The sequence below is a fragment of the Pseudomonas sp. JY-Q genome (assembly GCF_001655295.1).
Taxonomy (GTDB): Bacteria; Pseudomonadota; Gammaproteobacteria; order Pseudomonadales; family Pseudomonadaceae; genus Aquipseudomonas; species Aquipseudomonas alloputida.
Map to the genome: position 1 here is coordinate 33,318 of NZ_CP011525.1, position 12,555 is coordinate 45,872.

A 12,555-nucleotide genomic window follows, 5' to 3' on the forward strand; every position below is an offset into this window, starting at 1 on the left:
CCCTGGTCTGGGGAATCCAATTGTTCGCAATATCCAAACGGTTCGGCACGATTTATGTCGCTGCCTTGTTGATGCAGCTGGGTTCCAGCCTGCTGATGACCTACCTGGCCCTGCGCCTGAATGCTTCCGGTGTGGCGCAGGTATGGGGTGGTGCGCTTATGGCCGCCAACGCGCTGGGCATGGTGTTGGGAGCCCGCTCCGGTTATTGGCTGATTGGCCTGGTCGGCCATGCTCGGGCCTTTGTGGTGAGCGCCGGGGTGATTGTCACTGCGGTGCTCTCGCACCAGCTCAGTGATGGCTTACTGCTGTGGCTTGCCCTGCGATTTGTCGTTGGTGCGGCAATGATGGGCCAATTGATGGTCATCGAGAGCTGGCTCAACGACTGCGCACCGGTCAGCCGGCGAGGCGGCGCCATGTCGCTGTACATGGTGGCCAGCTATGTCGGCATGATGCTAGGGCAATTGATGCTCAGTCTGGGAGATGGGCTGCACACCTTGGCGTTGACGGGCGTGGCCATGGCTTTTGCCATTGGTTTGATCCCCGTGGCTCTGCACAACGGTACCCAGCCGAGCAACATCAACCAGGCCCGGATCAAACCCTTGCTGTACCTGCGTAGACTTCCTCAATCGTTGTTCACGATTCTTGCCTCGGGATTGCTGAACGGTTGCCTGTATGGGCTGACGCCGATCTTTGCTGCGCAACTGGGCTTTAGTCCGGCGCAGGTCGGGCAGTTCATGGCTGTCAGCATTGCCGCCGGGCTTCTAGCACAACTACCGCTGGGTAAACTGTCGGATCATATTTCCCGCATCACCTTGATCCGCGCTACCGCTGCATTGCTGTGCATAGCCTATTTGCCGCTGGCCTTCGGGCTGGCATCAGGGCAGCTGTGGATCATGTTGGCCGGGGCTGCCATCGGCTTCTTGCAGTTCTGTTTGTATCCGCTGGGCGTTGCTCATGCCAATGACAACCTAGAGCCGGAACTGCGTGTATCGCTGGCCGGAGTGCTGCTGATGACCTTTGGTATCGGCGCGACCATCGGCCCGCTGGTTGCAGGGGCGATGATGGAGCATGCCGGTCCACAAGCACTGTATCTGTTCGGCATTGGTGTAACGGCTATGGTTGTTTGCTTTATAAGGAATAAATCCGGCGTTGATGTGTCATTGGCAAGGTTGTCATGAAACGTCGGAGCCCAGGGATATGTCCGCCTCACTCCATTTGATGTCCGAACCAGTCAATTGAGCCCTGTTTTCGCTCTCTATGGATAAGCGGTGAAGTGCCCCTGGCACTGCACCCTACCCATAACAAGAGCAAAAGCAGGGACCATAATGACTATGACGACGTCTGGGAAAGCCAGCGATCAGTTGGCTCAGGGATTCAAGCCTCGACATGTGACCATGTTGTCGATTGCCGGTGTGATCGGCGCGGATTTGTTCGTAGGGTCCGAACAAGCGATCGCTGCGGCAGGTCCGGCAGCAATCATTGCCTATGCGCTTGCTGGCGCTCTGGTGGTGCTGGTAATGCGAATGCTTGGCGAGATGGCAGTGTCACCGCCGAAAACCATTCGATCATCGGCGGCCTGGGCGAAGCGGTGGCGGGCCTGCTGCTGCGCAACGGGGTAACGCCGACATTCCGCCAGATCGCCTTGCCCGATGCCTTCCTCGATGCTGGCGCCCTGCCGACGCTGCATGACCGCTACGGCATCTCCACCGGCGCAGTGAGCGCACAGATCAAGGCTTGGCTGTGACTTGATACCTGAAGATAGAGCCGGCCGGAATTAAAGGCGGCTCTATCCCTGTATGCCCGCCAAGCGAATGCCGAAGGCAAGGGCATGGCCTGACGCAGCGAATGGGGCTCGTCAGATTTGCATGGCCATGCCATCCACATTCATCGCCGCCTGGCGCAGGGCCTCGGAGCGCGTCGGGTGAGGGTGGCAGGTGAGGGCGATATCTTCTGCCGAGGCCGAGAACTCCATAGCCACGCAGAACTCACCAATCATCTCGCTGACGCTTGGGCCCACCAGGTGCACACCCAGTACTTCATCGGTTTCGGCATCGGCGATGACCTTGGCGAAGCCTTCGGTCTCGTGGTTGATCTTGGCACGGCTGTTGGCGGTGAAGGGGAACTTGCCAACCTTGTAGGCACGCCCTTCGGCCTTGAGCTGCTCTTCAGTCTTGCCCACAGTGGCCATCTCCGGGCGGGTATAGATCACCCCAGGGATGAGGTTGTAGTTGACCTCGTGGGGCTTGCCGGCGATGCGTTCGATACAGGCCACCGCTTCGTCTTCGGCCTTGTGCGCCAGCATCGGGCCCGAAGTGACGTCGCCAATCACCCAGACACCCGGCACTGAGGTACGGTGGTGCTCGTTGCTGAGCATGCCGCGCTTGTCGGCTTCCAGGCCCACGCTTTCCAGGTTCAGCCCTTTGGTATAAGGGCGGCGGCCGATAGCCACCAGCACGTAATCGGCTTGCAGCGATTCTGCGGTACCACCGGCGGCAGGCTCCAGCGTCAGGCTGACGCCATCGGCACCTGCGGTAGCCTGAGTCACTTTACTGCCCAGCTTGAACACCATGCCTTGCTTGGCGAGCGCCTTCTGCAGGGTCTTGGCCGTTTCCGTGTCGGTGCCGGGGCAGATGCGGTCCAGGTATTCGATGACAGTGACCTGGCTACCCAGGCGGCGCCAGACCGAACCCAGCTCAAGACCGATCACGCCAGCACCGATGACGACCAGGTGCTTGGGCACTTGCGGCAGCGACAGCGCGCCGGTCGAGTCGATAATGCGCTGGTTGTCGACGGTCACACCTGGCAGAGGGGTGGGCTCAGAGCCGGTGGCAATGACGATGTCCTTGGCCTGCAACGCGGTTTCGCTACCGTCTTCGGCCTTGACCACGACCTTGCCGATGCCATCCAGGCGGCCCCAGCCTTTGATCCACTCGACCTTGTTCTTGCGGAACAGGTATTCGATGCCCTTGGTCAGGCCTGTCACGCTCTCATCCTTCTGTTTCATCATCTGGGCGAGGTTGAGGGTGGGCTTTACTTCGATACCGAGGTGGGCGAACTCGTCACCGCTGGCAGCTTCGTAAAGCTCCGAAGCATGCAGCAGTGCCTTGGATGGCATGCAGCCGACGTTCAGGCAGGTACCGCCCAAGGTCGAGCGGCCTTCCACGCAGGCAACGCTCAGGCCCAACTGGCCAGCGCGGATGGCTGCGTTATAGCCACCAGGGCCACCGCCGATGATCACCACGTCATAGGATTTCATGGGTTCAACTCCAGGATGTAGAAGCGCGAGAGGGCACAAGGTTAAGCTGAGACGCAGAGATTGTATACAATCTGCTGTATGGATAAGATCAGTTGGTTCTAGACCATGGTCTTGTTTAGAGGAAACATCCCACAGATGAACTACTCTGATCCGGCGACGTTCGAAATATTAGGCGTCGTGGCTAATTACGGACAGGAGGGGTGTTTCATGCTTGCTCAACTTCCACCTGCATTGCAGAGCTTGCATCTGCCGCTGAGGCTGAAGCTGTGGGACGGTAACCAGATTGATCTTGGGCCTAGTCCTCAGGTCACCATTTTGGTGAAGGAACCGCAGCTGATCAGCCAGTTGACCCACCCAAGCATGGACCAACTGGGCACCGCATTCGTCGAAGGCAAGCTGGAGCTGGAAGGCGATATCGGTGAGGCTATCCGCGTGTGCGACGAGCTGAGCGAAGCGCTGCTGGCGGATGAGGATGAAACGCCGCCGCCACGTTTGTCTCATGACAAGAGCACCGACGCCAAAGCCATCTCCTACCACTATGACGTGTCCAACGCGTTCTACCAGCTTTGGCTGGACCAGGACATGGCCTATTCTTGCGCCTACTTCCGTGAGCCGGACAATACGCTCGACCAGGCGCAGCAGGACAAGTTTGACCACCTGTGCCGCAAGCTGCGTCTGGATGCCGGTGACTACCTGCTCGATGTTGGCTGTGGCTGGGGCGGGCTGGCGCGGTTCGCTGCCCGTGAATATGGCGCCAAGGTGTTCGGCATTACCCTGAGCAAGGAGCAATTGAAGCTCGGCCGCAAGCGTGTGCAAGCGGAAGGGCTTGCCGACAAGGTCGACCTGCAGATTCTCGATTACCGCGATCTACCCCAGGATGGTCGCTTCGACAAGGTTGTCAGCGTGGGTATGTTCGAGCATGTCGGGCATGCCAACCTGGCGCTGTACTGCCAGAAGCTGTTCGGGGCGGTGAGGGAAGGGGGGCTGGTGATGAACCACGGCATCACTGCCAAGCACGTCGATGGCCGACCGGTCGGGCGCGGGGCGGGTGAGTTCATCGATCGCTATGTATTCCCCCACGGCGAGCTGCCGCACCTGTCGATGATCAGCGCCAGTATCTGTGAAGCCGGGCTGGAGGTGGTGGACGTGGAGAGCCTGCGCCTGCACTACGCTAAAACCTTGCACCACTGGAGCGAGAACCTGGAGAACCAATTGCACAAGGCGGCAGCGCTGGTGCCTGAGAAGACCCTGCGGATCTGGCGTTTGTACTTGGCCGGGTGTGCCTACGCCTTTCAGAAGGGCTGGATCAACCTGCACCAGATATTGGCCGTGAAGCCATACGCCGACGGGCATCATGACCTGCCTTGGACGCGGGAAGACCTGTACCGCTGAAATCGTAAGTATCACAGCGCTGATAAGGCTTTGCAGGAGTGGCCTTGTGTTGCGAAAGGGCCGCAATGCGGCCCCTGCATTTTATCTGTGCAGCCTATATTGCTGGGGCCGCGTTACGGCCCTTTCGCGGTAAAGGTCGCTCTCACAACGGGCGTGCTCACCTTAAAGAATCGGCGATATCAGCCGCGCAATCCGCATCCCCAACTGCTGTAGTCGATGGGTGTCTTGGGTGTCTTCTGCAGTAATTTCCCGCGCGTGTTCGAAGTCTTCGTGGAGCATGTGCTCGACCTGGTCGGCGAAGCCGCGATCGACTGTCAGCAGGGTAATCTCGAAGTTCAGACGGAACGAGCGGTTGTCCAGGTTGGCACTCCCAATCGCGCTGACGTCATCATCCACCAGCACCACCTTCTGATGCAGAAACCCGGGTTGGTAACGGAACATACGTACCCCCGCGCGCACCGCTTCGAAGGCAAACAGGCTGGAGGCGGCGTAGACGATGCGGTGGTCCGGCCGTGACGGGATGAGCACCCGCACATCGACTCCTCGTAGTACCGCCAGCCGCAAGGCGGCGAACACGGCCTCGTCAGGGATGAAGTAGGGGCTGGTGATCCACACCCTGCGGGTGGCCGAATGAATCGCTTCAAGGAAGAACAGCGAGCAGGTTTCTTGTGGGTCTGCCGGGCCGCTGGCCAGGGCCTGACACAGTACGCCGTTATCCGGGTACGTATCGGGCAGGATCAGCGGCGGTAGCTGGCGCGTGGCCCAGTACCAGTCCTCGGCGAACGACTCTTGCAGGCAGGCCAGTACCGGCCCGCTGATCTGTACGTGGGTGTCACGCCAGGGTGAAAGCTGTGGGTGTTCACCCAAATACTCGTCTCCCACGTTGTGACCGCCAATGAAGCCGAGCAAGCCATCCACCACCACAATCTTGCGATGGTTGCGGAAGTTCACCTGGAAGCGGTTGAACCAGCCGCGACGGGTGGCGAATGCATGGATCCGCACGCCGCCGTCACGCAGCATCTGGCTGTAGCTGGCCGGCAAGGCGTGGCTGCCGACACGGTCATACAGCACGAACACCTGCACGCCTTCGGCGGCTTTGCGTAGCAAAAGTTGCTGCAGTGCCTTGCCGAGGGTGTCGTCATGAATGATGAAGAACTGCACCAATACCACATCGCGTGCTTTTTCGATGGCTGCGAAGATGGCATCGAAGGTGGCCTTGCCATTGATCAGCAGTTTTACCTGGTTATTTGCCAGGCATGGCATGCGACCCAGCTTGGGCATCGCCCGCAACGCTGCGTAGCTTTCGGACTCGCGGGCGGTAAGGGCTTCTTCAACCCAAGGTCGCCAGTTGAGGTTGGCCATGGCCACGTGCATTTCCTGGTTGGCCTGACGCCGAGCCTTGATGTAGGCGTAGAACGAGCGGGCGCCGAAGATCAGGTAGGGGATCAAGGTGAGGTAGGGGATGAAGAGCAAGGGCATCGCCCACGCAATGGCACCCTGAGCTGTCCGCACGGTGAACAGCGCATGCAGTGCGGCGACTATACCCAGCAGATGGATCAGGCCGAGTAGGTAACCAAAGAAGTAGGGGCTGTGGTAATCCATATGCATCCTGCTTGCCGAGTACACTTGAGGTAACAGAACACGTTCCCGGTCCGCCTGCAACCCGCAGGCGGATTTGGCGTCTAAGGCTCAGTCCGGCCCGTTTGACCGGTTTTTTTCCAGGAGCGTTCGTCCATGAAGATTCGTCTGCCACTGTTGGCGTTGGCCCTAGGCATGAGCAGTCCGCTGGTGCAAGCCCAGATGCTGCAACCGGGGTTGTGGGAGCTGACCACCAGCAACATGCAGGTCGATGGCAAGCCGCTGCCCGACATGGAATTCATGCTTGGCCAGTTGAAGAACCTGCCGCCAGAGCAGCGCGCAATGATGGAGGGGGTGTTGGCCAAACAAGGGGTCAGTGTAGGTGGCAAGGGTGTGCGATCGTGCCTGACACCAGAACAGGTGGCAACGAATGACATTCCGCTGCAGGACCCGAAATCGGGCTGCACTCAGAAGATTACCGACCGTACCGGTAACGTGTGGAAATTCCAGTTCAGCTGCCCGAAGGCACAGGGTAGTGGCCAGGCTACATTTCTCAGTGATCGGGAATTCACCACCCAGGTCAGTGGCACGTTCAACGCATCGGGTGTGCAGCAGCAAGGCAGCATGAACACGCGTGCGGTGTGGCTAGGCAATGACTGCGGGACAGTCAAACCGCGCAGCTGAAGTTCCATTGCCACTGGCGGGTGGCAACCGCGTCGTGGGCATGCAGCCTCTGTTGCCGTTCGAGCAGCCGAGCATGGCCAGTTCCAGAAGTCGGTAGGGAAACGAATAGTTCCACGTGGAACATTTCGTTTTCAATCCTTGCCTCGACGCGGTTAAGGCATAGCTTTTAGGCCTGAGAACGGCTGATCAAGGCAGGCGTTTTCAGCAAGTGCTCGAAGCTGATGTGCGAATAGGCGGCAGTAGAGGCAAAGCCTTCAAAACAAAAGAAGGCATCAACGGCAGCCCTCGATCAAGCTGCAATGCAGCTTGAAGCGCTCCCCGCTGGAACTCGATACGCGGTTCAAGGTGGTCCAGCCTACTCGGCGGCTGTAACCCACCCAGGCCTCACCATTGCTGGCCAGGCCGGTAAAAAAAGTCAACGTGCCATAGCGGCTGTTGGTTTGTGCCCATAGTCGGCGGCTGCTGAAGTCATAGCCGCGAAGGTAGAACGTGCTGCCTTCGGTGCGCACGCTGTAGTAGTTGCCTTTGCCGTCCTGGCAAGCGAGCAGCGTCGCGCTTCGCGTACAAAGGGCCAATGCACCGTTTTGCGGCATGGCCAACAGCGAGGCAGGCATGGTGAGCACCAGCAATGCCATGACGCGTGGCAGATTCATTTTTCATCCCCTGTGAGCACTCGTCCGTCGAGAAGCACTTGGCGAAATTGTATTGTTACTTTATAACATTGTGCAATGCATCGTTTCGAATGCGTCTGCCTGAAGGGGTTCGCCATGTCCAATCGTCTTCCCGTCACCGTGCTGTCCGGCTTTTTGGGCGCCGGCAAGAGCACGCTGCTCAACCATGTGCTGCGCAACCGCGACAACCTGCGGGTGGCGGTAATCGTCAACGATATGAGTGAAATCAACATCGATGCCAGTGAGGTGCAGCGCAATGTCAGCCTCAACCGCGCTGAAGAGAAACTGGTCGAGATGAGCAACGGCTGCATTTGCTGCACGTTGCGCGAAGACCTGCTTGAGGAGGTTGCACGGCTGGCCGAAGAGGGACGTTTCGATTATTTGTTGATCGAATCCACCGGTATCTCTGAGCCACTGCCAGTGGCTGAGACCTTCACTTTCCGTGACGAGCTGGGTCGCAGTCTGTCCGATATGGCGCGACTGGACACCATGGTCACCGTGGTCGATGGCTTGAACTTCCTGCGCGACTATCAAGCAGCAGAGAGCCTGGCCAGCCGTGGTGAAACGTTGGGCGAAGAAGACGAGCGGTCGATCAGTGATTTGCTGATCGAACAGGTCGAGTTCGCAGATGTACTGCTGCTGAGCAAGATCGACCTGATCAGCCAACATGAGCGCGAAGAACTCATCGCCATTTTGCGCAGCCTCAATGCCCGGGCGCAGATCGTACCCATGGTCATGGGCCAAGTGCCGCTGGCACGGATCCTCAACACCGGGCTGTTCGACTTCGATCAAGCGGCCCAGGCACCAGGCTGGTTGCAGGAGCTGCGCGGTGAACATGTACCAGAAACCGAAGAGTACGGTATCGCGGCCATGACCTGGCAGGCTCGACGCCCGCTTCATCCACAGCGCTTTTACGACTTTATCCACAAGGACTGGGAAAACGGAAGGCTGCTGCGTTCCAAAGGGTTTTTCTGGTTGGCCAGCAAATATCAGGAAGCTGGCAGCTGGTCGCAAGCGGGCGGCATGATGCGCCATGGTCTGGCTGGCCGCTGGTGGCGCTTCGTGCCACGCGAGCAGTGGCCACAGGATGTGGATAACACGAATGCGATCTTGAAACACTGGACCGCCGACACCGGTGACTGCCGACAGGAGTTGGTGTTTATTGGGCAGAATATCAACGTCGAAAAATTATCCACAGCCCTGGATGCATGCCTGTTGACGGATCAAGAAATGGGCTTGGGTCACATGGGCTGGCTGCGTTTACCTGACCCATTTGGCCCATGGCATGAGGAAGCGGCAGCATGAACCTGGCTCACCGACCTGTGGATATCTTTCAGGTGTTTGGCGAGACGCCTCAAGTGCTGGCCGAAGTGCTGCAGGATGGCGTGAACCTGGCCGTCTGGCGGCGGCGCTTGCCGGCACAACTGGAGGACTTTGCCGCATTGGTGATCAGCCTTGGCCAGCCCTTGGCTGATCAGCGGGTGATTGATGTGAACGAGGAGCAGAAGCCGGTATTGCCAGATCTGCTGCGTGAAGCGGCGGATTTGCATGGGTATGAAGCTTTCGTTGCTGATGTGACGTGGTTGGTGGCGGCTTATACCTGTCTGGTTGGCGCACGACGGGTCGGTTTGCGCTTGCGCGTGTTGAACGCTCCGATGTGCCCACGCTTCCATGTGGATAACGTACCGTTGCGCTTGCTCACCACTTACGTCGGCCCAGGTAGTGAGTGGTTGCAAGAGCGGGATAGCTGTCGTGGAGAGTTACACACAGCTCAGCCACCTGTGGATAACATCCAGCACCTTCAAGCCGCCGAGGTTGCGGTACTTAAAGGCGAACAATGGCAGGGTAACGAAGGGGCAGGCCTGGTGCATCGGTCCCCTTCTACGCAGCGGGGGCGTTTGCTGCTCAGCCTTGACTGGCTGGCCTGACGGCGCATAGTGAGGCATCACCGCCGCCTGAAGCCACCCCATGCTGCAGAACATTCCCACCCATGTAATTGCCGGCCCGCTGGGTGCTGGCAAGACCACGCTGATCCGTCACTTGCTGGCTCAGCGCCCAGCCAACGAGCGCTGGGCGGTATTGATCAACGAGTTCGGCCTTGTCGGCCTGGATGCGGCCTTACTCAGCCGTGACGAAGACGGCATCGCCATCGGCGAGGTCGCAGGGGGCTGCCTGTGCTGCGTCAACGGCATGCCGTTCCAGGTGGGCCTGGGACGACTGCTGCGCAAATCGCGGCCTGACCGGCTGTTTATCGAACCTTCCGGCCTGGGCCATCCCTTGCAGCTGCTGGCTCAGCTGCAACAAGCGCCTTGGATTGGAGTGCTGACAATTCAGCCACTCATGATGGTTGTGGATGCCCAGGCCATGGCTCGAAACGAGCCTCTGCCAGAGGCTCAACAGCAGGCTTTCAACGCCTCTGAAAGCGTGATTTTCAATAAGTCAGAGGCTGTGGATGAAATACATAAGTTGTTGATAAGTAATAAATTTAAAGAAAAGAAGATCATGTGGACCGTGCAGGGGCAGTTGCCTTTTTCCGGCCTCCCGACGGTATCTCCACAGATTGTTGACAGCCCATTCTTGAAAAACAGGATTGTCGACAATCCTGGAATCGCTCCAGCAGCACTGTGGGCTGACCCGAGTCAACCGATTTGCCTTGCCCAGCAGGGGGAGGGTGGTTGGAGTATTGGCTGGCGGTGGCACCCTGGCCAACAGTTTTATCCACAGCGGCTAAAGGCTTTCTTGTGTGCTTGGCCATGGCGACGGGCCAAGGGAGTTATCCACAGCATGGAGGGCTGGTGGTCATTCAATGGGCTGAATGGGGATATGCCCGCTTGGCAGCCCAGCGACTGGCGGAAGGACACGCGTATCGAGCTGATTTTCGATCAGCCGCAACCGCAACCCGCATTGCAAGCCGGGTTGGATGAATGTCGCGTCAGTTGATCAGTTGCGCCAGCGGTTATGCTCCTGGCGCCATTGCTGCATCTCTATGACGTTGTCGGCGCGCGGTGGGGTCTTGATTTCGAACGGGTAGGGCGCCAGCTCGATCTGCACACTGTGGGCGCCGAACTGGGTCGCGGTGCCGGGGTGACGTTGCTCACCCGTGACGGTGAATTCGAAGGCATAGACGCGTGCCAGGCGCTTGCGGCCATTGGCATCCCGGACAAAGGCGATGCGCTTGAGCGCTACGGCATCGTCAAGCAACTCCAGGTCGAGTTTGGCGCAATGCTGTTTGACCCGTTCCAGGGCCTTTTCACGCAACCCATGGTTGTGCCACAACCAGGCGCCTGCCGTGGCTACCAGCATCAGGACGAAGAGGTTCTCCAGGGTCAACATTTGCATATGCTCCAAACAGGTAGATCCAGCTTAACTGCGTTCCTGGCCTGTCGTACAGGTAGCAATCGAGTTCATACTGCGCTGCGCACAATCCTAGAAACAGCTTTGGAAACCTCCCGCATGAAACGTACCCCGCACCTGCTCGCCATTCAGTCCCACGTGGTGTTCGGCCACGCCGGCAACAGCGCCGCGGTATTCCCCATGCAGCGTATCGGGGTCAATGCCTGGCCACTCAATACCGTGCAGTTCTCCAATCACACACAGTATGGCCAGTGGGCGGGCGAAGTGCTTGCCCCAGCGCAAATTCCTGCGTTGGTGGAAGGCATTTCCAACATCGGTGAGCTGGGCCACTGCGATGCAGTGCTTTCCGGCTACCTGGGCAGTGCCGAACAAGGGCGAGCGATCCTGGCCGGTGTCGAGCGGATCAAGGCGGTAAACCCAAAAGCGTTATACCTGTGCGACCCGGTCATGGGGCACCCGGAAAAGGGCTGCATCGTGCCGCCCGAAGTCAGTGAGTTCCTGCTTGACGAGGCGGCAGCCACGGCGGACATCCTGTGCCCCAACCAGCTGGAGTTGGACAGCTTCTGTGGGCGCCGCGCCCAGTCGCTGGAGGACTGCGTGAACATGGCGCGCAGCCTGCTGCAGCGTGGACCACAGGTTGTACTGGTCAAGCACCTGGCGTACCCCGGGCGGGCCGAAGAGCATTTCGAAATGCTGCTGGTGACCGCCGAGCACAGCTGGCACTTACGCCGCCCACTGCTGGCGTTTCCGCGTCAGCCGGTGGGGGTGGGTGACCTGACCTCAGGCCTGTTCCTGGCGCGTGTGCTGCTTGGCGACAGCTGGGTGCAGGCATTCGAATTCACGGCTGCGGCAGTGCATGAAGTGCTGCTGGAAACCCAGGCCTGCGCCAGCTACGAATTGCAGCTGGTACGGGCCCAGGACCGCATTGCGCACCCACGGGTGCGCTTCGAAGCGCAGTTGCTCGCGCTTTAAATGGCGTCGGTTTTCAGGTCCTGGTAGCGCTTTTCCAGCTCCTGGCGGATCTGCCGGCGCTGCTGGCCCTGCAGGAAGCGGCGCTTTTCTTCGCTGCTGTGCGGCTGGCGTGGTGGCACCGGCACCGGACGGCGGTTGTCGTCGACCGCGACCATGGTGAAGAAGCAGCTGTTGGAATGGCGCACCGAGCGCTCGCGAATGTTCTCGGTCACGACTTTGATGCCAACTTCCATCGAAGTGTTGCCGGTGTAGTTGACCGACGCCAGGAAGGTCACCAGTTCACCCACGTGCACGGGTTCACGGAAGATCACCTGGTCGACCGACAGGGTCACCACATAACTGCCGGCGTAACGGCTGGCACATGCATAAGCCACTTCGTCGAGGTACTTGAGCAGGGTGCCGCCATGTACGTTGCCAGAAAAGTTGGCCATGTCCGGGGTCATCAGGACGGTCATGCTCAGCTGGGCGTTTCCAGGTTCCATAGTGTGCTCACGGTGAGGTTGCGCTGAATCGGGCGAATGGAGGGCGTTATCTGCTGACACTGCTGTTCCCCTCTTTTGAATGTGCCTTGCTGATACGGGACGTTGGCTGGCGCATCATCGTCACGCTGATCATGCCATCAGCGGCGCTTTTCCAGCCGATCTGTTT

Annotated in this window: 12 protein-coding genes and 2 pseudogenes; 9 read left to right on the forward strand and 5 right to left on the reverse strand. The window is 59.1% G+C overall.

Translation table 11 applies throughout. The features are described from left to right. Positions 1 to 20: 20 nt before the first annotated feature. The 3 genes and pseudogenes from AA098_RS00140 to AA098_RS27685 all read left to right on the forward strand — a co-directional run. Complete coding sequence (locus AA098_RS00140; RefSeq protein WP_064613724.1) at positions 21 to 1,178, forward strand: MFS transporter; 1,158 nt, start codon at positions 21 to 23, stop codon at positions 1,176 to 1,178. Positions 1,179 to 1,325: 147 nt separating this feature from the next. Continuing rightward, positions 1,326 to 1,559, forward strand: a pseudogene (locus tag AA098_RS00145) (GABA permease); the annotation flags it as partial. Continuing rightward, a pseudogene (locus AA098_RS27685) lies at positions 1,544 to 1,744 on the forward strand (transketolase family protein); the annotation flags it as partial. The pseudogenes AA098_RS00145 and AA098_RS27685, both read left to right, overlap by 16 nt. A gap of 111 nt (positions 1,745 to 1,855) precedes the next feature. Here the strand turns inward: AA098_RS27685 and lpdA are convergent. After that, positions 1,856 to 3,256, reverse strand: coding sequence for a dihydrolipoyl dehydrogenase (gene lpdA / locus AA098_RS00150; protein WP_004575188.1), 1,401 nt, complete (start codon positions 3,254 to 3,256; stop codon positions 1,856 to 1,858). 207 nt (positions 3,257 to 3,463) lie between these two features. Here lpdA and cfaB point away from each other — a divergent pair, with 207 nt between their 5' ends. After that, positions 3,464 to 4,648: a C17 cyclopropane fatty acid synthase CfaB gene (gene cfaB, locus AA098_RS00155; protein WP_004575189.1), complete on the forward strand. Its 1,185-nt coding sequence runs from the start codon at positions 3,464 to 3,466 to the stop codon at positions 4,646 to 4,648. A gap of 162 nt (positions 4,649 to 4,810) precedes the next feature. Here the strand turns inward: cfaB and cls are convergent, their stop codons facing one another. Next, positions 4,811 to 6,250, reverse strand: coding sequence for a cardiolipin synthase (gene cls, locus AA098_RS00160; protein WP_064613725.1), 1,440 nt, complete (start codon positions 6,248 to 6,250; stop codon positions 4,811 to 4,813). Positions 6,251 to 6,382: 132 nt separating this feature from the next. On the opposite strand from cls, the gene AA098_RS00165 reads away from it, so the two are divergent. Next, positions 6,383 to 6,910, forward strand: a complete 528-nt coding sequence (locus AA098_RS00165) for a DUF3617 domain-containing protein (RefSeq protein WP_003253248.1) — start codon at positions 6,383 to 6,385, stop codon at positions 6,908 to 6,910. A 272-nt stretch (positions 6,911 to 7,182) separates the two neighbouring features. On the opposite strand, the gene AA098_RS00170 is transcribed toward AA098_RS00165, so the two are convergent. Continuing rightward, the gene (locus tag AA098_RS00170; protein WP_004575191.1) at positions 7,183 to 7,563 is read right to left on the reverse strand and encodes a hypothetical protein; all 381 of its coding nucleotides are present in this window, start codon (positions 7,561 to 7,563) and stop codon (positions 7,183 to 7,185) included. A gap of 114 nt (positions 7,564 to 7,677) precedes the next feature. Between AA098_RS00170 and zigA the strand changes: the two genes are divergently transcribed. Genes zigA through AA098_RS00185 form a run of 3 tightly spaced genes read left to right on the forward strand, consistent with a single transcriptional unit; the run spans position 7,678 to position 10,521 of the window. Beyond that, a complete protein-coding gene (gene zigA / locus AA098_RS00175) occupies positions 7,678 to 8,886 on the forward strand; it encodes a zinc metallochaperone GTPase ZigA (RefSeq protein WP_004575192.1) in 1,209 nt (402 codons plus the stop codon). Then, entirely contained in the window at positions 8,883 to 9,509 is a 627-nt protein-coding gene (locus AA098_RS00180) for a DUF1826 domain-containing protein (RefSeq protein WP_054888363.1), read from the forward strand. Before zigA ends, AA098_RS00180 begins: the two co-directional genes overlap by 4 nt. A 40-nt stretch (positions 9,510 to 9,549) precedes the next feature. Next, complete coding sequence (locus AA098_RS00185; protein ID WP_064613726.1) at positions 9,550 to 10,521, forward strand: GTP-binding protein; 972 nt, start codon at positions 9,550 to 9,552, stop codon at positions 10,519 to 10,521. Here AA098_RS00185 and AA098_RS00190 read toward each other — a convergent pair whose 3' ends face one another. Then, on the reverse strand, positions 10,522 to 10,914 hold the full coding sequence (locus AA098_RS00190; RefSeq protein ID WP_003253259.1) for a DUF3301 domain-containing protein: 393 nt from the start codon (positions 10,912 to 10,914) through the stop codon (positions 10,522 to 10,524). A 120-nt stretch (positions 10,915 to 11,034) separates the two neighbouring features. Between AA098_RS00190 and pdxY the strand changes: the two genes are divergently transcribed. Next, entirely contained in the window at positions 11,035 to 11,907 is an 873-nt protein-coding gene (gene pdxY / locus AA098_RS00195; RefSeq protein ID WP_004575195.1) for a pyridoxal kinase PdxY, read from the forward strand. Here pdxY and AA098_RS00200 read toward each other — a convergent pair. After that, positions 11,904 to 12,389: an acyl-CoA thioesterase gene (locus AA098_RS00200; protein ID WP_003253263.1), complete on the reverse strand. Its 486-nt coding sequence runs from the start codon at positions 12,387 to 12,389 to the stop codon at positions 11,904 to 11,906. The genes pdxY and AA098_RS00200 overlap by 4 nt on opposite strands. Between the last annotated feature and the right edge of the window lie 166 nt (positions 12,390 to 12,555).